This window comes from Streptomyces sp. NPDC045287, from assembly GCF_056432325.1.
The window spans coordinates 711,647-732,165 of sequence record NZ_JBWKJG010000001.1 but is presented as its reverse complement, the minus strand read 5'-3'; the positions used below and the strand labels follow the sequence as shown (position 1 = coordinate 732,165).

The following is a 20,519-nucleotide window of genomic DNA, read 5'->3' as shown; positions in this document are numbered from 1 at the left end:
GGGGACTCCCCTCGGCTCAGCTGCCGGGTGTGAAGGTGACCGGCATGCGCGGGGGCGGTGCTCCGGTCGGCGCGATGTGCAGGGTCTTCAGGGCGAACTCCATGACCTTCTTGTGGACGGGGCCGCAGATCTGGCCGCCGAAGTAGCTGCCCTGGGTGGGGTTCTGGATGGCGCAGTAGACGGTGAGCCGGGGGGCGTCGGCGGGTGCGAACCCGGCGAAGGACGCGGTGTAGCCCTTGTAGCGGCCGAGTTGCGGGTCGACGCGGTTGGCGGTGCCGGTCTTGCCGGCGACGCGGTAGCCGGGGATGGCGGCCTTGGTGCCGGTGCCCTCCTGGTCGTCGACGACCGATTCCAGCATGGCGGCGAGGGTCTTGGCGGTCTTCTCGCTCACGACACGCGTCCGATCGGGCGCGGGGGCGGGGGCGAAGCGGCCGTCCGGGCCCCGGGTGCCGCGGACGAGGGTGGGCTGGACGCGGACGCCCCCGTTGGCGATGGTCGAGTAGACGGAGGCGGCCTGCACGGCGTTGACGGACAGTCCCTGGCCGAAGGGGATCGTGTACTGCTGGGAGGTGTTCCAGTCCCGCGGGTGGGCGAGGATGCCGGAGGTCTCCCCGGGGTAGCCGAGGCCGGTGGGACTGCCGATGCCGAACTTGCGCAGGTAGGAGTGGAGGACCCGGTTGGCCTCCGCCTGGTCCCGGCCGAGCTGGCCGGTGGCGAGGATGGTGCCGATGTTGGACGACTTGGCGAGGACGCCGTTGAGCGTCAGGTACCAGGTGGGGTGGTCGACGTCGTCCTTGAAGAGGCGGTCGCCGCGGTGCAGCCGGTTGGGGACGACGACGTGGGTGGACGGCGTGGCGACGCCCTCCTCCAGTACGGCGGCCATCGACATCACCTTGGCGGTGGAGCCCGGTTCGAAGGCGTCCTGGAGGGCGGCGTTGCCCATGGCGGCGGAGTCGGCCTGGGACAGGTCGTTGGGGTCGAAGCCGGGGGCGTTGGCCATGGCGAGGACCTCGCCGGTCCGGGTGTCCTGGACGACGACGTAGCCGCGGTCGGCGCGGGAGGCGGCGACCTGCTCGCTGATGGCCCTCTGGGCGGCCCACTGGATGTCGCGGTCGATGGTCAGCTCGATGTCGGAGCCGGGTACGGCGGGTGTCTCGCGGGCGCCGGCGGTGGGGACGCGGCGTCCGCCGGAGTGGGCGTACGTGATCTTGCCGTCCCGGCCGGCGAGCTCCGCGTCGAGCATCGACTCGATGCCGCCGGCGCCGCGGCCCTCGGCGTTGACGTAGCCGAGTATCCCGGCGCCGAGGGAGCCGTTGGGGTAGACGCGCTTGCTGCTCTTCTCGCTGAGCACGCCGGCGAGGACGCTGATGCCGGGGCCACCCTTGGCCTTGTCCTCGCGGGCCTTCTCGGCGAAGAGCGCCTTGAGGTCCTTGATCTGGTTCCAGACCTGCGGGGTCTGCTTGCGGGCGAGGACGGCGTAGCGCGGGGACGGCGGGGTCTTGAGGGTGCGGACGAGGACGGCGGGGTCCTTGCCCAGGATCGGGGCGAGGAGGGCGGCGGCCTGCTCGGGCGCGTCGGGGACCTTGCTCTCCTGCGGGGTGAACATCTTCGGGTCGGCGGTGATGTCGTACGCGTCGACGCTGGTGGCGAGGGCGACGCCGGAGCGGTCGGTGATCTCGCCGCGCTCGGCGGCCAGCTTGTGGCTCAGGTAGCGGTTCTTCTCGGCCTTGGCGGCGTACGCGGCGGCGTCGACGGCCTGGACCTGGAGGAGCCGTACGACGAACACCAGCATGACGAGGGTCAGGCCGAGGCTGACCAGGCGGAGGCGGGGGCGGGGGCTGCCGAGGCGGAGCGGGCGCGCGGGGGCGGGGCGGGGCGGGGCCTGGCGCGGGCGGCGCGCGGCGGGACGGGGCGCGGGGCGCGGGTGGCCGGCGCGGTCCGCGCGGGCGGCGCCGGGGGCGCGCCCGGGGGTGCGCCGGGCGTCGGAGGGCCGGGGGACGCGGCGGTGCGGAGGTTCCTGGGAGGGCACTGCTCACCTGCCGGAGGGCGTCGGGGCGGGGAGGGGGGCCGTGGGGGCGGGGGTGACGGGGACCCACGGCGCGGGGGCGAGCTGCCGGAGCGGGGCGCCGGCCGGGGACGGGCCGGCGCCGGGGAGGGCGCCGCCATCGGGTGCGGGGGCGGCGGGGAGGGCGCTGCCGTCCGGCGCGGGGGCGACGGCCTCGCCGGGGAGGCCGCGGACCGTGCCGTCCGGTTCCAGGAAGACGGGGCTGCCGCCGGGCACCATGCCCAGCTCGCGGGCCCGGCGCTCCAGGGCGTCGGGGGCGGAGCGGGCGTCGACGTCCCGCTGGAGGGCCTGCTCCTCGTCGGTGAGTTCGGTGGTCTTCCTCTTCAGCTCGGTCAGCTTGAAGGAGCCCTGGCTGAGGGAGGTGTTGAGGAGCAGGAGCCCGATGAGCCCGCCGCCGAGGAGGACGACGACGAGCAGGACGAAGGGGGTGCGGGCGGCGGTGTTCGGCCCGGACGGCATGAACCGGGCGAGCCGGGCCGCGCGCCCCTTCAGGGGTCCCGCCTTCGTCACGCGTCCTCCCTGATCCGTTCCGCGCCGCGCAGCCGGGCCGGCGCGGCCCTGCGGTTCTCGGCGATCTCCTCCTCGGTGGGGAGTTCGGCGCCCCGGGTCAGGAGCTTGAGCCGCGGCTGGTACCGCTCGGGGACGACGGGCAGGCCGGGCGGCGCCGTGGTGGCGGCACCGGCGGCGAACACCTGTTTGACGAGGCGGTCCTCCAGCGAGTGGTACGACAGGACGGCGATGCGCCCGCCGACGGCGAGGGCCTTCACGGCGGCCGGGACGGCCCGCTCCAGTACGGCCAGTTCGCCGTTGACCTCGATGCGCAGGGCCTGGAAGGTCCGCTTGGCCGGGTTGCCGCCGGTGCGCTTGGCGGCCTGCGGCAGGGCGTCGCGGATCAGCTCGACCAGACGGGCGCTGCGGGTGAACGGCTCCTTCTCGCGCTCCCGCACGATGGCGGCGACGATCCGCTTGGCCTGCTTCTCCTCGCCGTACGCGCGCAGGATGCGGACCAGTTCGCCGGGCGGGTAGGTGTTGAGGACCTCGGCGGCGCTGACGCCGGCCGTCTGGTCCATGCGCATGTCGAGCGGGGCGTCCTGGGCGTAGGCGAAGCCGCGATCGGCCTCGTCGAGCTGCATGGAGGAGACGCCGAGGTCGAACAGGACGCCCTGGACGCGCGGGACGCCGAGCCGGTCGAGCACGGCGGGCAGCTCGTCGTAGACCGCGTGGACGAGCGTGGCGCGGTCACCGAACCGGGCGAGGCGCTCACCGGAGAGGCGCAGCGCCTCGGTGTCGCGGTCGAGGGCGACGAGCCGCGCCCCGGGGAAGCGGGTGAGCAGGGCCTCGCTGTGGCCGCCGAGGCCCAGGGTGCAGTCGACGACGACCGCTCCGGGCCGCTCCAGCGCGGGGGCGAGCAGGTCCAGGCACCGCTGGAGCATCACGGGGACGTGCCGGGTGTTCCCGTCCGGCCGTTCGCCGCCGTCCTTGTCGGGGAGCTCCACCGGATCCGTACCGGCGGCACCCCCATCGCGCCCTTTCATCTGCCCTCTCAGGTCCGGCGCGGCGTACGTACCGCCGGGCCACCGGCGCCGGAGAGGGCGTCGGCCGACCGGCGAGCGGAGGGGCCGAGCCGTACGTGCCGCCGCACACGCGGAGGAGAAACCGCGGAAATCGCTCGGAATTCGCTCAATGTCTCCGTGAACTTCGCGCCACTCTAGTGCACGCCTCCGTTCGGTCAATCAACCGGCCAGCGCGTCGCCCGGGGGGTGCGCGAGGTGGAGCAACCGGGGCATATCCCCTGTCCGCCCTCACCGCCCATCACTCTTGTGGGCTACCTCACAACACGTCTCATTGATGTTCTTTGTCCGCTCTCGCGGGGAGCCCCGGGGAGCCGCGGCCACTAACGTCGTAGTCATGTCGACTTCCGCGCACCTCTCCACCGATGTTCAGGGCGAGCCGGTCACCGACCGCCTCGTCGAAGCGAACCGCCGCTACGCCGAGCAGTTCACCGACCCCGGCATGGACGCGCGGCCCGTGCTCAAGGTGGCCGTCGTCGCCTGCATGGACGCCCGCCTCGACCTGCACGCCGCACTCGGCCTCCACCTCGGCGACTGCCACACGATCCGCAACGCGGGCGGCGTGGTCACGGACGACGTGATCCGCTCGCTCACCATCAGCCAGCGGGCGCTCGGCACCCGCAGCGTCGTGCTCGTGCACCACACGGGTTGCGGTCTGGAGAAGATCACCGAGGGCTTCCGCGACGAGCTGGAGCAGGAAATCGGGCAGCGTCCGACCTGGGCGGTGGAGTCCTTCCGGGACGTCGACCAGGACGTACGGCAGTCGATGCAGCGGGTGCGCACCTCGCCCTTCCTCCAGCACACCGACGACGTGCGGGGCTTCGTCTTCGACGTGACGACCGGCCTGCTGCGGGAGATCGACCCGGCCTGACCGGCCCGGTGAACGACCTGTCGGAGGACCCGCCGGGGACCGCCGAGGGCGGTCGTCGGCGGGACCGACCCGTCGAAGCCCCGACATATCGCCCGCAGTTGTCCACAGCCGAGTGACACCACGCCGCACGGCAACAAGAATGCGGAGTGGCACCCCTTCCGGACCGCAGGAGACGCTCCGCGGGCGGTGTCCGTGTTTCCGTGTGGGCCGCGCCGTCCTTCATCGCGCAGGCCCATGACCGAAAGGGCCGAGGAGGGCCGGGTGACGACCTATGACGACCGAGCGAGCCTCACTGATCTGACCACCACAGCGGAGCTGATCCGCCGGTCGGTGGAGGGTGTGATCGAGGGCAAGCCCGAGGTCGTACGGCTCTCGCTGACCGTGCTGCTGGCCGAGGGGCACCTCCTCATCGAGGACGTCCCCGGGGTCGGCAAGACGATGCTGGCGAAGGCGCTGGCGCGGTCCATCGACTGCTCGGTGCGGCGGATCCAGTTCACCCCCGACCTGCTGCCGTCCGACATCACGGGCGTGTCGGTGTACGACCAGCAGCGGCGCGAGTTCGAGTTCAAGCCGGGCGCGATCTTCTCGCAGATCGTGATCGGCGACGAGATCAACCGCGCCTCGCCGAAGACGCAGTCCGCGCTGCTGGAGTCGCTGGAGGAACGCCAGGTCACCGTCGACGGGCAGTCGTACGAGCTGCCGAGCCCGTTCATGGTGGTGGCCACGCAGAACCCGGTGGAGATGGAAGGAACGTATCCGCTGCCGGAGGCCCAGCGGGACCGCTTCATGGCGCGCGTCTCGATCGGCTACCCGAGCGCCGAGGCCGAGCTGCGGATGCTGGACACGCACGGTGGGGTGTCCCCGCTGGACGGCCTCCAGCCGGTGGCGCACGCCCACGACGTCGTGAAGCTGATAGACGCGGTGCGGGGCGTCCACGTGGCCGACCCGGTCCGGCGGTACGCGGTGGACCTGGTCGGGGCGACCCGCACCCATCCGGACCTGCGGCTGGGCGCGTCCCCGCGCGCGACGCTGCACCTGCTGCGCGCCGCGAAGGCCGCCGCCGCGCTGAGCGGCCGCGAGTACGCCCTCCCCGACGACGTGCAGGCGCTGGCCGTGCCCGTGCTGGCGCACCGGCTGCTGCCGACCGCGCAGGCGCAACTGAACCGGCGGACCGCCGAGCAGGTCGTCATGGACATCCTGCAGCGCACGCCCCTGCCGGCGGCGTCCCGGCAGCAGCCCGCCGGGGAGGCGTTCCTCGCCCAGCGGCCCGGCCTGCGGCGGCTGTGATGGCATCCGCTGGCCCCGCCGGTCCGGACGGCGCGGTCCGGGGCGGGCTGCGGGGCGCCCTCGGCGGGCTGACCACGCGCGGCCGGTCGTTCCTGGCGGCCGGGGTGGCGGCGGCGGTGTGCGCGTACGTGCTGGGCCAGCCGGACCTGCTGCGCGTGGGGCTGCTGCTGGCGGCGCTGCCGCTGGTGTGCGTGACGGTGCTGTACCGCACGCGGTACCGGGTCACGGGCAGCCGGCGGCTCTCCCCGCAGCGGGTCGCCGCGGGCGCGGAGGCGCGGGTGCGGCTGCGGATGGACAACGTGTCGCGGCTGCCGACGGGGCTGCTGATGCTCCAGGACCACGTGCCGTACGTGCTGGGGCCGCGGCCCCGGTTCGTGCTCGACCGGGTGGAGCCGGGCGGCAAGCGGGAGGTGTCGTACCGGGTCCGGTCGGACCTGCGCGGGCGGTACCCGCTGGGCCCGCTCCAGCTACGGCTGAGCGACCCGTTCGGGATGTGCGAACTGACGCGTTCGTTCAGCGCGTACGACCTGCTGACGGTCGTTCCGCGGACGGAGCCGCTGCCGGCCGTCCGGCTCGCCGGCGAGGCCCCGGGCTACGGCGACGGGCGGCACCGCGCGCTGGCCCAGGTCGGCGAGGACGACATCATCCCCCGCGAGTACCGGTACGGCGACGATCTGCGCCGGGTGCACTGGCGGTCCACGGCGCGGTACGGCGAGCTGATGGTGCGGCGCGAGGAGCAGCCGCAGCAGGCCCGCTGCACCGTCCTGCTGGACACGCGCGCGGAGGCGTACGAGGGCGGCGGGCCCGACTCGTCGTTCGAGTGGGCGGTGTCGGGCGCGGCGTCGGCGGTGACGCACCTGCTGGAGCGCGGCTACGCGGTGCGGCTCCTGACGGACACCGGGGACACGCTGTCCGGTGACGGCTCGGACGGGTACGTCGCGCCGGGCCACGGGGCGGCGGACACGGCGGGCCTGATGATGGACGCCCTCGCGGTCGTCGACCACTCGGAGGAGACCGGCCTGGCCCCCGCCCACGACGTGCTGCGCGCCGGGGGCGAGGGGCTGCTGATCGCGTTCTTCGGCGAGCTGGACGAGGAGCAGGCGGAGTTGGCGGGCCGGATGCGGCGGCGCAGCGGCGCCGCGGTCGCGTTCGTCCGGGACGGCGGCGACGGCGCGGGCGGCGGGGCGCCGGACGCGGTGCGGCGCCTCCAGGAGGCGGGCTGGTCGGCTGTGCCGGTGCGGCCGGGCGACTCGCTCGCCGCGCTGTGGCGGCACGCCGCGCGGGGCGCGGGCGCGGTCGCCGGCGGTGGTACGACGGGGTTCTCGGGGGGTTGGTCATGAGCGGTGGCGGGCGCCTGGCGGTGTGTGCCCTGATCGCCACGGTCGCGGCGGCGTGCTCGCTGCTGCCGCTGGTGGGCGAGGTCGGCTGGATCGTCCAGGCGGCGCTGCTGCTGGCGGTGGTGACCGGGGTGGGCGCGGTCGCGCGGCGGGTGCCGGTGGCGCGTCCGCTGACGGTGGCCTCCCAGGTCGCGGTGGGCCTCGTGCTGCTGACAGTGGTCTTCGCGCGGGAGCAGGCGGTGGCCGGGGTGCTGCCGTCCCCCGGGGTGTTCCGCCGGTTCGGCGCGCTGCTGGAGGCGGGCGTCCAGGACGTGGGGCAGTACGCGCCGCCCGCTCCGGCGACGGACGGGATCCGGCTGATGCTGGTCGGCGGGGTGCTGCTGATCGGCCTGGCGGTGGACGCCCTCGCGGTGACGTTCCGCAGCGCGGCCCCGGCGGGGCTCCCGCTGCTGGCGCTGTACTCGGTCGCGGCCGGGCTCTCGGGCGGCGGGGCGGACTGGCTGTGGTTCCTGGTCGCGGCGGCCGGGTACCTGGTGCTGCTGCTGGCGGAGGGCCGTGACCGGCTCGCCCAGTGGGGCCGGGTGTTCGGCGGGCCCAGGGCCCGGCCGGGCGGCCCGGCCGCGTTCGGGTCCCCGGACGGGTCGGCGCCCGCCCCGCTGCGCACGGGGCGGCGGATCGGTGCGCTGGCGCTGGGCATCGCGCTGGTCGTCCCGGGCGTGTTGCCGTCGCTGGACGGCGGTCTGCTGGGCTCCGGCGGTACCGGCGAGGGCGAGGGCGGCGGCACGATCTCCGCGGTGAACCCGCTCGTGTCGCTCAAGGAGAACCTCAACCAGCAGGAGGACCGGGAGGTCCTGCGGTACCGGACGAACGCGCCGGACGGCTCAGGGCTGTACCTGCGGCTGGTGTCGCTGGACCAGTTCGACGGCACGTCGTGGCGGACGTCCGTGCGCGGCGTGGAGGACGTGCCGGAGCGGCTGCCCCGGCCGACCGGGCTGAGCGAGCGGACCGGCACGACGGAGATCAGCACGAACGTCTCGGCGGCCGGCTCGTACGAGCAGAAGTGGCTGCCGATGCCGTACCCGGCGACCGACGTGGAGATCGAGGGGCGCTGGCGGTACGAGCCGGTCGGGCGGATGGTCGTCGGTGACGACGGGCAGACGACGAGCGGCGCCCAGTACTCGGTGAACAGCCTGGTGGTGCGGCCGACGCCGGAGCAGTTGGCCGCGGCGCCGGCGGCGCCGGGCGCGCTGCTGCGGGAGTACACGCGCGTACCGGACTCGCTGCCGCGCGACGTGAAGGCCACGGCGCTCCAGGTGACGGCGGGCGCGGAGAACGACTACGAGCGGGCGGTCCGGCTGCAGGACTGGTTCGCTTCGAAGGGCGGCTTCACGTACGACACGACGGTCTCGTCGGGGACGGGGGTCACGGCGATCTCCCGGTTCCTGAAGGACAAGGAGGGCTTCTGCGTCCACTTCTCCTTCGCGATGGCGGCGATGGCCCGCACGCTGAACGTGCCGGCCCGGGTCGCCGTCGGCTTCATGCCGGGCACGCCCGCGGGCGGGGGCACCGTGTCGGTGAGCATCAAGGACGCGCACGCGTGGCCGGAGCTGTACTTCGAGGGCGTGGGCTGGACCCGCTTCGAGCCGACGCCGTCGCGGGGCTCGATCCCGGACTACGCGTTCCCCGAGACGCCGGCCGGTGAGGAGCCGGGGGCGGCGGAGCCCACGGCGCGCCCGTCGGCGGTCCCCTCGGCGGAGCCGTCCCCGCAGGACAGCTGCGCCCCGCAGATGGCCGGGCCGGAGGGCTGCGCGGGGCCGGCGCCCCAGGGCGCCGAACCGCCGGCGGACGCGGGCGTGGCGCTCGGGCCGGTGCTGCTGGCCGCGGCCGGGGTCGCGGCGGTCGTCGCGCTGCCGTTGACGCCGATGCTGTGGCGGCGGCGGGCGCGGGCGCGACGGCTGCGCGGCGGGCAGCCGCTGGCGGTGTGGGAGGAGGTCGTGGACACGGCCTGGGACCACGGCATCCCGCCGGACGAGTCGCTGACCCCGCGCCGGACGGCGGAGCGGTTGGTGCGCACGGGCCCGCTGGAGGGTGCCGCGGCGGAGGCGGTGCACCGGATCGCGGGCGCCGTGGAGGAGGCCCTCTACGCGCCGGCGCCGCGGCCCGTGGACGGTCTGGCGCGGGACGCCGCGCGGGTGCGTGCCGGGATCGTGGCGGCCAGCGGGCGCGGGGTGCGCCTGCGGGCGCTGCTCGCGCCGCGGTCGGCGGCGCGGGTGGCGTGGGCGCTGTCGCGGCGCCGGGCGGCGGTGGCGGCCCGTTGGGGCGCACTGCTGCGACGGCCGTCCCGGCAGCAGGGCTAGGGCGGTTCCGGGCCGGCGTCCACGGGGTCCTCGTGGACGCCGCGTCCCGGCGGCAGGACCAGGGCGGTTCCGGGGGGTGCGCCGCCCCGGTGACGCCCGGCACCCCGCGGCCGAGCCCGGCGGCCAGGGCGGTTCCGGGGATGCACCGCCTGGGGCCGCGGTCCACCCGGGCGGCGTGGCGGGGATCTGTTCCCGGGCGCTGTGACGGGGGTCCGTTCCCGGGCGGCGTGGCGGGGCGGGCGCGTCCGTCCCCGGGTGCCGTGGCGGGGCGCCCGTCCCCCCAGGCGCCGTAGCAGGCGCCCGTCCCCGGGCGGCGTGCCGGGGGTTCGTCCCCGGGCGGCGTGACGGGGGTCCGCCCCGGGGCGGCGTGCGAGAGGCCGTCACCGGCCGGCGCGGGAGGACGAGGACGTACGCGACGGAGGGGTGACCGCCTGTGCGGTCACCCCTCCGTCGCGGTGTGGGTCAGTGGCCCTGTTCGTCGCGCCGGCGCTGCCAGCGCTGTTCGATGCGGTCCATCATCGAGCGGCGCTGGCGGTTCGCCCTGCCGTGGGGCGCGCCTCCGGGGGCGGGCTGCTCCCCGGGCTTGGGGGCCTTGCGCCAGCCGGTGACGGCCAGGACCGCGCAGCCGAGCATGACGAGGAAGCCCACCACGCTGATCCAGATCTGCTGGGCGACCATTCCGGCCATGAGGAGCGCGATACCCACCAGGAATCCAGCGACCGCCTGGTAGACCCGTCGTCGGGTGTACGTACGCAGCCCGCTTCCCTCGAGCGCTGTCGCGAACTTGGGATCTTCGGCGTACAGCGCTCGCTCCATCTGCTCGAGCATTCGCTGCTCGTGCTCCGAGAGCGGCACGGAGTCCTCCTCATCGTCGGTCGCGGGGGCGACCGGTATGCGGCCCTTTCAGGATAGGCAGGGAATCGTCCCCGTGAAACCCGCCCTCAGTGCCAATTCGCCGATCGGACCGCCATGCCGGTTCAGCCGGTGAGGCCTTGATTCCCCGTCGTCCGAACCGTCATGCCGGATGGTGTCCTTCGATCATACGGGGATCCCGGCGCGATCGGGGCGGCTGTGGCGTACTCCATCTGCCGCTGCGGCGCTGTTCAGACCCCTTCGCCGGGTCAGCCGCGCTTTTCGCCCAGCACGTGCAGTTGCGACGCCACCGAGTGGAACGCGGGCAGCTCGGCGGCGGCGGCCTCCAGCCTGTTGAGGGCGTCGATGGCGCCGGGTTCCGTGTCGACGAGGACGCCGGGGACGAGGTCGGCGAAGACGCGCACGCCGTGCACCGCGCCGATCTTCACGCCGGCCGCCTCGACGGCCCCGGTGAGCTGCTCGGCGGTGAAGCGGCGCGGTACCGCGTCGCCCTCGCCCCAGTGGCCCGCCGGGTCGGTCAGCGCGCGGAGCGCCTGGTTGAAGTGGCCGGCGAGGGCCCGCGCCAGGACGGCGCCGCCGAGGCCGGCCGCGAGCAGGCTGAGCACGCCCCCGGGGCGCAGGGCCTCGACGGCGTGGCGCACGCCCTCGGCGGGGTCGTCGACGTACTCCAGGACCCCGTGGCAGAGCACCGCGTCGAAGCCGCCGCGCCCGACGACGTCGAACAGGTCGTGGATGTCCCCCTGGACGCCGTGGACGCGGTCGGCGACGCCCGCCTCCGCGATGCGGCGCTCCAGGGCGAACAGGGCGTTGGGGCTGGGGTCGACCACGGTCACGCGGTGGCCGAGGCGGGCGACGGGCACCGCGAAGTTGCCGCTGCCGCCGCCCGTGTCGAGGACGTCGAGGCTTTCCTTGCCGGTCGCTTCGGCCCTGCGGTCGAGGGCCCCCTGGAGGACGTCCCACACCACGGCGGTACGAAGGGAGGCACGGGGGCGCTGCGGGTCGGGCACGGCGGTTGACTCCTCGCTGACTGTTACGAACGGTCCCAGCCTATGGCCTCGGGGGCCGTCCTCGGCCGCGCCGCCGGCCGCAGCGCGAGCAGCCGCTCCACCAGGCGCAGGAACATCGCGACGTCGCGGACCAGGTCGTCGGCGTCCCGCGCGGTGGCGGCGCCGCGTATGCCCGCCTCGGCGCGGGCCCTGCGGGTGGCGCCCGCGGCGAACAGGGCGCTCCATTCGGCCAGCTCGGGCGCGGTCTCGGTCAGGATCTCCCAGGCCGTGCGGATCCCGCGCCGGCCGCGCCGCGGGGGCTCCGGGCGACCGCGCACGGCCAGGACGGCGGCGGCGGTGCGGAGGGCGGCCAGGTGGGCCGTCGCATACCGCTCGTTGGGGTCGTCGAGGGTGGTCGCCTCGGTCAGGCCGGCGTGTGCCTGGGCGAGCAGGTCGAGGGCGGCGGGCGGTGCCGATGAGCGGCGCGGCACGGGATGGACGTCGCTCGCCATGACGGACCTCCTGTCGTCGTGTGACGGCGCTTCGGCCGTCTGGTTCCCATCGTGCAAGCCGCCACTGACATCCCCGGGTGACCTGCGGTTTTGCTTCGTCCGCCGGCCGCCTGTAGCTTTTGAACTGACTGGTCAGTTCAAAAAGGTTGGGGGAGGTTCGTGGAGAGCGCGGACGACGAGACCGGTTCCACGGGGACGAAGGCGCCCCCGGCGCGGCCGGGAGCCGCCGTCAGGGCGGAGGGGTTCGGCCTGAAGGGCCCGCGCGGCTGGGCGTTCCGGGGGGTGGACGCGAAGGCCGCGCCCGGCAGCCTCGTCGCCGTGGCGGGGCCTTCCGGGTCCGGCCGTACGTGCCTGCTGCTCGCCCTGACCGGCCGGATGCGCCCGGGTGAGGGGTACGCCGAGGTGGGCGGGGCGCGCCTGCCGCGCAGGATGGCCGCCGTACGGCGGTTCAGCGCCCTCGCGCACGTACCGGGGGTGAGCGAGCTGGACCCGGCGTTCACCGTCGCGGAGCACCTGCGGGAGGCCGCGCTGCTGCGCCGCCGGTTCGGCGGTCCCCCGCTGGCCCTGCTGCGACCGCGCTCCGGGCGGGCGGCCGAGAACCGGCGCCGGGTGGAGGCCGCCCTGGAGGCGGCCGGGCTGGACCCGGAGGCGCTGCCCAAGGGCGAGCGGACCTCGGTGCGGGACCTGGAGCGGCTGGAGGCCCTGCGCCTGTCCGTCGCGCTCGCCCTGCTGGGCGGGCCCCGGCTGCTCGCGGTGGACGACACGGACCTGAAGCTGGACGGCGCCGAGAAGGCGGCCGCCTGGTCGATGCTCCGCCGTGTCGCCGACGGCGGCGTCACGGTGCTGGCGGTCTGCACGGAGGTCCCGGACGAGGCGGACGTGGTGATCCGCACGACGGACGAACCGGACGTGGTCACTCGTACGACGGACGAGCCGGACGTGGTCACTCGTACGACGGACGAGCCGGACGTGGTCATTCGTACGACGGGCCCGGCCGCCGCGGCGGCCGGCACCCCGTCCGAAGGCTCCGCCGGGCGCGCGGCCGGGGAGGCCCGCCGGGGCGCGGGCGCCCGGGAGGACGGGGACGCCCGGGAGGACGGGGACGGCGCCGCGCGGAGCGGCGAGGGCCCCGGTGACGACATCGACGACGAGGAGGGGGCGGCCGATGCGTTCGCCGAGACTGGCCGCGCTTGAGCTGAAGCGGTTCGGGCGGGGGAAGCTGCCGCGGGCCGCGCTGGTCGCGATCCTGCTGCTGCCGCTGCTGTACGGCGCGCTGTACCTGTGGTCGTTCTGGGACCCGTACGGCAGGCTCGACCGGATACCCGTCGCGCTCGTCAACGAGGACAGGGGCACCACCGCCGACGGCAAGGAGGTCAACGCCGGCGACGACATCACCGAGGGCCTGCGGGACAGCGCCGTCTTCGACTGGCACGAGGTGAGCGACGCCGAGGCCCGCGACGGCGTCGAGGACGGCAGGTACTACCTGTCGCTGACCATGCCCGAGGACTTCAGCGCCCGCGTCGCCTCCAGCTCCGGCGACGCCCCGGAGACCGGCGCGCTCCAGGTGCGGACGAACGACGCCAACAACTACATCGTCGGCCAGATCTCGCGGACCGTGTTCTCCGAGGTGCGGACCGCCGCGTCGACGAAGTCGTCCCGCTCGTTCCTCGACAAGATCTTCATCTCGTTCTCCGACATCCACGACGCGACGGAGAAGGCCGCCAAGGGCGCCAACGACCTCAAGGACGGCGTCGGCGAGGCGAAGAAGGGCGCCAGGAGCCTCGCGGACAACCTGGCGAAGGCCAAGGACGGCACCGCCGACCTCGCCTCCGGCCTCAAGAAGATCGACTCCGCCGCCGGACGGCTGGAGAGCGGCACCCGCGAGGTCGCCGACGGCACCCGGCAGCTCGCCGACCGGGTCAACGGCGTCGCGCCGAAGGTCCGCCCGTACCTGCGGGACAACGGCAAGCAGATCGGTGACGCGGCCCGGCTCGTCGCGGACACCTCCCGGGCGGCCCGCGACAGCCTGGACGGCATCGTCCGGCACGGCCCCGCCGCCCGCGCCGGGGCGCACAAGGCGGCCGACGGGCTCGCCGCGCTGCACACCGAGCGGTGCGAGGGCACCCCGGCCGCCGACGCCGAGCTGTGCGCCGAGCTGAAGAAGGCCAAGGTGGCCGCCGCCGACGTGGCGACCGTCGCGGACGACGTGCACGCGCTGGCGCAGGACAGCGGCGGCGACCTCAAGAGGCTGGACGCCCAACTCGCCGATCTCCAGCGGAAGGCGGAGGCCCTCGGCAGGCGCGCGCCGACCCTCAGCCAGGACGTCGACTACGCGATCGCCCGGATCAACGAGCTGAACAGCGGCGCGCAGCGCGTCGCCAAGGGGATGGCCGAACTCCACCGGGGCGTCACCAAGAGCAGGGACGGCGCCGTCGGCATCGACTCCGGCCTCGGCCGGATCAAGAAGGGCGCCAACGACCTGGACGGCGGCCTGTTCAAGCTGGCCGACGGCTCCACCGAACTCGCCAGCGGCCTCGACGAGGGCGTCGGGCGGATCCCCGACTACGACGAGCGGGACCGCGACCGTCGTACCGAGGTCATGGCCGACCCGGTCCGACTCGCCTCCCAGTCGCTGCACGAGGCGTCCAACTACGGCACGGGCTTCGCGCCGTACTTCATCCCGCTGTCCCTGTGGGTGGGTGCCATGGTGGCGTACATGCTGATCCAGCCGATGAACCGGCGGGCCCTGGCCGCGGGCGCCTCCGCCTGGCGGATCGCGTTCGCCGGCTGGCTGCCCGTCGCCGCGATCGGCCTCGTGCAGGTGGCGGCGCTGATGGCGGTACTGCACTGGGGACTCGGCCTGGAGATGGCGCGCGCCGCCGGGACCCTGGGCTTCCTGGCCCTGGTGACCTGCTGCTTCGCCGCGATCATCCAGTGGTTGAACGCCCGGTTCGGGGCGGCGGGGCGCATCCTCGTCCTGGCGCTGCTCATGCTCCAGTTGACCTCGGCGGGCGGCACGTACCCCGTGGAGACCAGCCCGGGCTTCTTCAACGCGGTCCACCCGTACCTGCCGATGACCCACGTCGTCGAGGCGCTGCGCCGGCTCATCACGGGCGGCCCCGCGGGCCCCGTGTGGCAGGCGTGCGCGGTCCTGGCCGCGTTCACGGCGGGCGCGCTCGCGCTGACGGCCCTGTCGGCCCGCCGCAAGCAGGTGTGGACGTTCGACCGTCTGCACCCCGAGCTGAGCCTGTAGGCCGGACGGGCGGCCGGGACCTGTGAGAATCGACGCCATGGACACCCAGAGCACCCGACGGCAGGCCACCCGTACCAAGCTGTACGAGGCGGCCGTCACCCTCATCGCGGAACAGGGCTTCTCGGCGACGACCGTCGACGAGATCGCGGAGCGGGCCGGGGTGGCCAAGGGCACGGTCTACTACAACTTCAAGAGCAAGACCGAGCTGTTCGAGGAGTTGCTGCGGCACGGCGTCGGACTGCTCACCGCCTCGCTGCGCGCCGCCGCCGACGAGACGGCGGCGCGCGGCGGGACGCGGGTCGAGGCGCTGGACGCGATGATCCGGGCGGGCCTGGTCTTCATCGACCGGTACCCGGCCTTCACCCAGTTGTACGTGGCCGAGCTGTGGCGCACCAACCGGGCGTGGCAGTCGACCCTCCTGGTGGTGCGGCAGGAGGCGGTCGCGGTCGTCGAGACCGTGCTGCGGGACGCCGTCGCGGGCGGTGAGCTGAGCGAGGACATCGACATCCCACTGACGGCGGCGGCGCTCGTCGGCATGGTGCTGGTGGCGGCGCTCGACTGGCAGGCGTTCCAGCGGGAGCGGTCCATCGACGACGTGCACGCCGCCCTGTCGCGGCTGCTGCACGGGCGGGTGAGCGGTCGCTGACCGCGCGCCGGGGTTCCGGGACGAAGGCCCCCGCGGAGTGACGCGAAGCGCCGGTCCGGTGGGGCTCGATCCCCCCGAGCCCCACCGGACCGGCGCGCCGGCCCCCGATCCCCCCGTCCGGACGGGTGCGCGACGCCGGTTCCGCAGCCCCGTGTCGGCGGTGCCCGCGCCGCGCCCCTTCCGTGGCCCCCACTCTTCCGCCCCGGCGGTCCCCGGCCCATCCGCGCGCCTACTCATCCGGAGCCCTGAGTACCCGTACTCAGGACCCGCGCGCGGCGGCCCCGCTCCCCGGCGCGAGCGGCGCGACCGGCGCCGACCGGCGCGGCCGGGGCTCTCGGCAGGGACCTGCGGCAGGGCCTATAGAGTCCCCGGCATGGCACGGATTGCGGTGATCGGCGCCGGGATGGGCGCCATGGCGGCGGCCGCCCGGTTGGCTGTGGCGGGCCACCGGGTGACGGTGTACGAGCGGACGGGGACGTACGGCGGCGCGGTGCGCCGGTTCGCGCGGGACGGCTTCGGCTTCGACACCGGTCCCGGGCTGCTGCACCTGCCCGCCGTCTACCGGGACCTGTTCGTCAAGACCGGCAAGGAGCCGCTGGAGCGGTGCGTCGAGCTGACGCAGGTCGACCCGGCGAGCCGGCACGTCTTCGCGGACGGCACGGCCGTGTCGCTGCCGAACGCGTCGCGGGCCGGGGTCGTCGCGGCCCTGGACGACGCCCTCGGGCGGGGCGCGGGCGAACGGTGGGCGGCGTTCCTGAACCGGGCGCGCGACGCGTGGGACCGCTCGCGGCGACCGCTGCTGGAGGAGCCGCTCCCGGCCGACGTGGCGCCGTTCTCCCGCGACCCGTACCCGGCGCCGAGGACGGGACTGCTGCGCCGGACCGCGGCGAACCTCGCCGAGGTGGGCCGCCGGGAGCTGGGGGACGCGCGGCTGGCCGCGCTGCTGGAGGGGTACGCGCTGGCGTACGGCCTGGACCCGGCGACCGCTCCCCCGTCGGCGGCGGTCCTGCCGTACATGGAGCAGACCTTCGGCACCTGGTACGTGCGCGGCGGCCTGCGGGCGCTGGCGGACGCGGTGTACGAGCGGTGCCTCGCGCGGCGGGTCGAGTTCGTCTTCGGCGCCGGGGTGACCGGCGTGGTGGAGGAGGACGGGCGCGCCGCCGGGGTGGAGCTGGCGGACGGGAGGGTCGTGGACGCCGACCACGTGGTCGCGGGGGCGCCCGTGCCGGCGCTGTACCGGGACCACGTGGTGGCCTGGGAGCGGCAGGACGCGTGGCCGCGCTTCCAGACCGGGGTGGCGACGGGGCGGGTGACCGTGTGCCTGGCGCTGCGCGGCGCGCGGGAGGAGGGCGCGGCGCACCGCACGGTGGTGCACTCCGCGGATCCGGCCGGGGAGCGGGCGGCCCTCGCGGGCGGCGGGCCGCCGTGCGAGCGGCCGACCGTGGTGGTGCTGCGGCCCGGTGACGCGGAGCTGCGGCCGGACGGCGACCACGAGGCGGTCACGGTGACGGCGACGGTCCCGGCGGGCGACGACCCGCGGGCGCCGGGCGACCCGTGGGGCGCGGCGGAGGCCGTGGAGGCGTTCGCGGACCGGATGGTGGAGGCGGCCGGGGCGGCGGTGCCGGGGCTTCGGGAGCGGCTGCTGTGGCGCGAGGTCCGCACGCCGGTCCACACCGGGGAGGAGACCGGCAGCCGGCGCGTGCCCGGCCCCGCACTGGCGGGCGGGGGCGGCGCCCACCTGCCGGCGGCCAACCCCGCGCCGCTGCCGGGCCTGTACTTCGCCGGCGGCTGGTCCCACCCGGGCGGCGGGCTGGCGCACGCCGGGATGTCGGGGGCGCTGGTCGCGGGGCTGATCGTGGAGGGCGCGGACTTCCGCGGCTCGCGGTAGCCGGCCGCGGCGGCCCCGCCCGCCCCGCCCGCCGGTCGTTGACCGTCAGCCGTCGGCCGTCGGCCGTCGGGAGGGGGCGGGGCCGGGCCCCGGCGGCTCAGTAGTGGTGCCGCCGGCCGTCCTGGTCGTAGCCGTACGGGGAGGGGGGCTCCTGCGGGGGCGGCGGGAACTGCTGCGACCCGTCCCGCTGGGGCGGCACCCACACGCCGCCGGGCGGGGTGTCCGTGGCGTACTGCTGCGCGTAGGGGTCGGCGGCGTACGGCTGCCCGTACGCGTCGTGGGCGTCGTGCGGCTGGGCGGCGGTGGCCGTTCCGGCGTACGGGTCCGCGTAGACGGCGTACTGCTCCTGGCCGCCCGCACCGTGGTCGTGGACGGGGGCGTACGCGCCCGGGTCGTACACCGGGTGGTCGCCGTACGCGTCCGGGTGGCCCGCGGCGGACGGGCCGGGGGCGGCGGGCTGCCGCAGGCCGTCCGTCCCCTCCGTGCCGTGCGTGTCGTCCGTGCCGTACGCGCCGTCCGTGCCGTAGATCCCGTAGCCGCCGGTGTCGTCGGGCAGCGGCAGCGGCTCGTGGACGGGCGGGGCGCCCGGCACCGGCGGGGCCTGCGGCTCGTCGTACGCGAGCTCGGTGACCTCCAGGGCGGGGCCGCGGTCCTGCGGCTGCCCGGCGGTCCTGCGGCGGCGGCTGGCGCCGGGCCTGCCGCCGAGCGCCCACCCGGTGGAGAAGCCGCGCAGGAACGACAGCGTGACGCAGGTCTGGCCGACGCCGAAGGCCGCGGCACCGGCGATGATCAGGACGATCGACGACACGACGACGCCGGCGACGACGCCGAGGAAGCCGAAGAAGGCCAGCAGGCGCCAGCGCAGCCGCGCCTTGTACTGCAGGAGCACCTCGCCGAGAAGCCAGAGCGCGACGACGCCGAACGCGATGTAGAGGACCGTCCACCAGCTCCAGTCCATGCCCGCCCCTCTCCTTCGGCCGCCGCCTCGGGACGTGACGGGTACGGCCGGTCAGGACTGCGGGTGCAGTCCGAGATTCTCGTAGATCTCGAGTGTCGCCGTGGAGTTGTTCAGCGTGATGAAGTGCAGTCCGGGCACGCCTTCGGACAGCAGCCGCGCACAGAACTCCGTCGCGAACTCGATGCCCAAGGAGCGTACAGCGGCGGCGTCGTCCTTGACCGCGAGGATCCGCTCTTCGACGGCCGCGGGGAAACGCGCGTTGCTCAACTGCGGCAGCCGGTCCAGTTGCCGGACGGCCGTGACCGGCATGACCTCGGGGATGATCGGCGTGTCGCAGCCCGCGGCGGCGAGCCGGTCGCGCAGGCGCAGGTAGCTCTCGGGGTCGAAGAACATCTGCGTGATCGCGTAGTCGGCGCCGGCCCGGCACTTGTCGACGAAGTGGCGGACGTCCGTGTCCCAGTCGGGGGACCGGGGGTGCATCTCGGGGAAGGCGGCGACGCCCACGCAGAAGTCACCGGCCTCCTTGATCAGCCGGACGAGGTCGGCCGCGTAGTGCAGCCCCTGCGGGTGCGGGACCCACTCGCCCATCGGGTCACCGGGCGGGTCGCCGCGCAGGGCGAGGATGTTGCGGATGCCGGCGTCGGCGAACTGGCCCACCATGTTGCGCAGTTCGGCGACCGAGTGGTCCACGGCCGTCAGGTGGGCGACCGGCGTGAGCGTCGTGTCGGAGGCGATCTGCTCGGTGGCCTTGACGGTCCCGGCACGGGTGGACCCGCCGGCCCCGTACGTCACGGAGACGAAGCTCGGGGCCACCGCCTCCACCCGGCGCAGCGCGTTCCAGAGGTTCCGCTCGCCCTTCTCGGTCTTGGGCGCCCAGAACTCGAAGGAGTACGTGGTGCCGTTCGCGAGCAGATCGCGCACCGTACGCGCGCGATCCGACCTGGTGGAGGGGGTGCCAAGGGCCATACGGGCAGGTTAGCCACCCGAAGAGGGGTCACCCAACCAGAGCAGCGGGTTTCATGTCTTTTGCCGGAATCTTGTCCACGGGGCGGACGGAACCGGGCTCAGGACCCCCGGGCGCGGGCACCGCCGTCCCGGCCCCCGGCGGGACCGGGTCACCCGGCCGCCACGGGGGGCGCGTCGGCGGCGCGCTCGCGTATCCGGCGGGCCAGGTCGGCCGCGGCGGCGGCCGGGTCGTCCGCCTCGGTGACGGCGCGGACGACGACGACGCGGCGGGCGCCGGCGTCCAGGACCTCGTCGAGGTTGCCCGCGTCGATGCCGCCGATCGCGAACCAGGGGCGGTCCTGGCCGAGGGAGGCCGCGTACCGCACGAGGCCGAGGCCCGGCGCGTGCCGTCCCGGCTTGGTGGGCGTGGGCCAGCAGGGGCCCGTGCAGAAGTAGTCCACGCCGGGCTCGGCGACGGCCGCGTCGACCTCCGCCTCCGCGTGGGTGGACCGGCCTATCAGCACCCCGTCGCCGAGGATCGCGCGGGCGGCCGGGACCGGCAGGTCGCCCTGGCCGAGGTGCAGGACGTCGGAGGCGGCGGCGTGCGCCACGTCGGCCCGGTCGTTCACGGCCAGCAGCTTGCCGTGCCGGCGGCAGGCGTCGGCGAACACGGCGAGGTGCTCCAGCTCCTCGCCGGCCTCCATGCCCTTGTCGCGCAACTGCACGATGTCGACCCCGGCGGCGAGGACCGCGTCGAGGAACTCCGGGAGGTCGCCCTGGCGCTTGCGGGCGTCCGTGCACAGGTACAGCCTCGCGTCGGACAGGGCCGCGCGGGTGCTGGTGGACATGAGGTGTTCCCCCCGGGTCGGTGCGGCGGCGGGGGGGGGGGGGGCCCGGTGGCCCTGTGGCGCGGCGGGACGTGCTAGGCCGCGGAGTGCCCCGCGAGGGAGGGGGGGGGGGTAGCGCGGGG

General features: G+C 75.2%; 17 protein-coding genes. 8 read left to right on the top strand and 9 right to left on the bottom strand.

The genetic code is table 11. From position 1 onward, the window contains the following. Window positions 1–16: 16 nt before the first annotated feature. From AC07D6_RS03220 to rsmH, 3 genes are read right to left on the bottom strand one after another with little or no spacing between them, the layout of a single operon-like run. A complete protein-coding gene (locus AC07D6_RS03220) occupies window positions 17–2,029 on the bottom strand; it encodes a peptidoglycan D,D-transpeptidase FtsI family protein (protein WP_479041490.1) in 2,013 nt (670 codons plus the stop codon). A 3-nt stretch (window positions 2,030–2,032) separates the two neighbouring features. Further along, window positions 2,033–2,575: a cell division protein FtsL gene (gene ftsL / locus AC07D6_RS03215; protein ID WP_479041488.1), complete on the bottom strand. Its 543-nt coding sequence runs from the start codon at window positions 2,573–2,575 to the stop codon at window positions 2,033–2,035. Continuing rightward, on the bottom strand, window positions 2,572–3,561 hold the full coding sequence (rsmH, locus tag AC07D6_RS03210) for a 16S rRNA (cytosine(1402)-N(4))-methyltransferase RsmH (RefSeq protein WP_479041486.1): 990 nt from the start codon (window positions 3,559–3,561) through the stop codon (window positions 2,572–2,574). The genes ftsL and rsmH overlap by 4 nt, the downstream gene beginning before the upstream one ends. A gap of 412 nt (window positions 3,562–3,973) precedes the next feature. Here rsmH and AC07D6_RS03205 point away from each other — a divergent pair, with 412 nt between their 5' ends. From AC07D6_RS03205 to AC07D6_RS03190, 4 genes are all read left to right on the top strand, one after another. Then, window positions 3,974–4,507, top strand: coding sequence for a beta-class carbonic anhydrase (locus AC07D6_RS03205; protein ID WP_479041484.1), 534 nt, complete (start codon window positions 3,974–3,976; stop codon window positions 4,505–4,507). Between the two features lie 261 nt (window positions 4,508–4,768). Beyond that, a complete protein-coding gene (locus tag AC07D6_RS03200; RefSeq protein WP_479041482.1) occupies window positions 4,769–5,794 on the top strand; it encodes an AAA family ATPase in 1,026 nt (341 codons plus the stop codon). Beyond that, on the top strand, window positions 5,794–7,134 hold the full coding sequence (locus AC07D6_RS03195) for a DUF58 domain-containing protein (RefSeq protein ID WP_479041480.1): 1,341 nt from the start codon (window positions 5,794–5,796) through the stop codon (window positions 7,132–7,134). Before AC07D6_RS03200 ends, AC07D6_RS03195 begins: the two co-directional genes overlap by 1 nt. Then, window positions 7,131–9,488 (top strand): transglutaminase TgpA family protein, encoded by a 2,358-nt coding sequence (locus AC07D6_RS03190; protein ID WP_479041478.1) that lies wholly within the window; start codon window positions 7,131–7,133, stop codon window positions 9,486–9,488. The genes AC07D6_RS03195 and AC07D6_RS03190 overlap by 4 nt, the downstream gene beginning before the upstream one ends. 462 nt (window positions 9,489–9,950) lie before the next feature. Here AC07D6_RS03190 and AC07D6_RS03185 read toward each other — a convergent pair whose 3' ends face one another. The 3 genes from AC07D6_RS03185 to AC07D6_RS03175 form a co-directional block, all read right to left on the bottom strand. Next, entirely contained in the window at window positions 9,951–10,343 is a 393-nt protein-coding gene (locus AC07D6_RS03185) for a DUF3040 domain-containing protein (RefSeq protein ID WP_315876601.1), read from the bottom strand. Between the two features lie 266 nt (window positions 10,344–10,609). Then, window positions 10,610–11,368 carry a methyltransferase gene (locus AC07D6_RS03180; RefSeq protein ID WP_315876603.1) on the bottom strand — a complete coding sequence of 253 codons (759 nt, stop codon included), beginning with the start codon at window positions 11,366–11,368 and terminating at the stop codon, window positions 10,610–10,612. 23 nt (window positions 11,369–11,391) lie between these two features. Then, window positions 11,392–11,859: an SAV_6107 family HEPN domain-containing protein gene (locus AC07D6_RS03175; protein WP_479041475.1), complete on the bottom strand. Its 468-nt coding sequence runs from the start codon at window positions 11,857–11,859 to the stop codon at window positions 11,392–11,394. A 159-nt stretch (window positions 11,860–12,018) separates the two neighbouring features. Here AC07D6_RS03175 and AC07D6_RS03170 point away from each other — a divergent pair, with 159 nt between their 5' ends. From AC07D6_RS03170 to AC07D6_RS03155, 4 genes are all read left to right on the top strand, one after another. Continuing rightward, window positions 12,019–13,053 (top strand): ATP-binding cassette domain-containing protein, encoded by a 1,035-nt coding sequence (locus AC07D6_RS03170; RefSeq protein ID WP_479041473.1) that lies wholly within the window; start codon window positions 12,019–12,021, stop codon window positions 13,051–13,053. Continuing rightward, window positions 13,025–15,112 (top strand): YhgE/Pip family protein, encoded by a 2,088-nt coding sequence (locus AC07D6_RS03165; protein WP_479041471.1) that lies wholly within the window; start codon window positions 13,025–13,027, stop codon window positions 15,110–15,112. Before AC07D6_RS03170 ends, AC07D6_RS03165 begins: the two co-directional genes overlap by 29 nt. 37 nt (window positions 15,113–15,149) lie before the next feature. Continuing rightward, window positions 15,150–15,758: a TetR/AcrR family transcriptional regulator gene (locus AC07D6_RS03160; protein WP_315876609.1), complete on the top strand. Its 609-nt coding sequence runs from the start codon at window positions 15,150–15,152 to the stop codon at window positions 15,756–15,758. A gap of 373 nt (window positions 15,759–16,131) precedes the next feature. Next, on the top strand, window positions 16,132–17,646 hold the full coding sequence (locus AC07D6_RS03155) for a phytoene desaturase family protein (RefSeq protein WP_479041468.1): 1,515 nt from the start codon (window positions 16,132–16,134) through the stop codon (window positions 17,644–17,646). Window positions 17,647–17,743: 97 nt separating this feature from the next. Here the strand turns inward: AC07D6_RS03155 and AC07D6_RS03150 are convergent, their stop codons facing one another. The 3 genes from AC07D6_RS03150 to thiE all read right to left on the bottom strand — a co-directional run bounded on the left by AC07D6_RS03150 (window position 17,744) and on the right by thiE (window position 20,397). Continuing rightward, on the bottom strand, window positions 17,744–18,604 hold the full coding sequence (locus AC07D6_RS03150; RefSeq protein ID WP_315879642.1) for a hypothetical protein: 861 nt from the start codon (window positions 18,602–18,604) through the stop codon (window positions 17,744–17,746). 51 nt (window positions 18,605–18,655) lie between these two features. Then, window positions 18,656–19,570 carry a methylenetetrahydrofolate reductase [NAD(P)H] gene (metF, locus tag AC07D6_RS03145; protein ID WP_315879641.1) on the bottom strand — a complete coding sequence of 305 codons (915 nt, stop codon included), beginning with the start codon at window positions 19,568–19,570 and terminating at the stop codon, window positions 18,656–18,658. A 149-nt stretch (window positions 19,571–19,719) separates the two neighbouring features. Then, a complete protein-coding gene (gene thiE, locus AC07D6_RS03140; RefSeq protein WP_479041465.1) occupies window positions 19,720–20,397 on the bottom strand; it encodes a thiamine phosphate synthase in 678 nt (225 codons plus the stop codon). Between the last annotated feature and the right edge of the window lie 122 nt (window positions 20,398–20,519).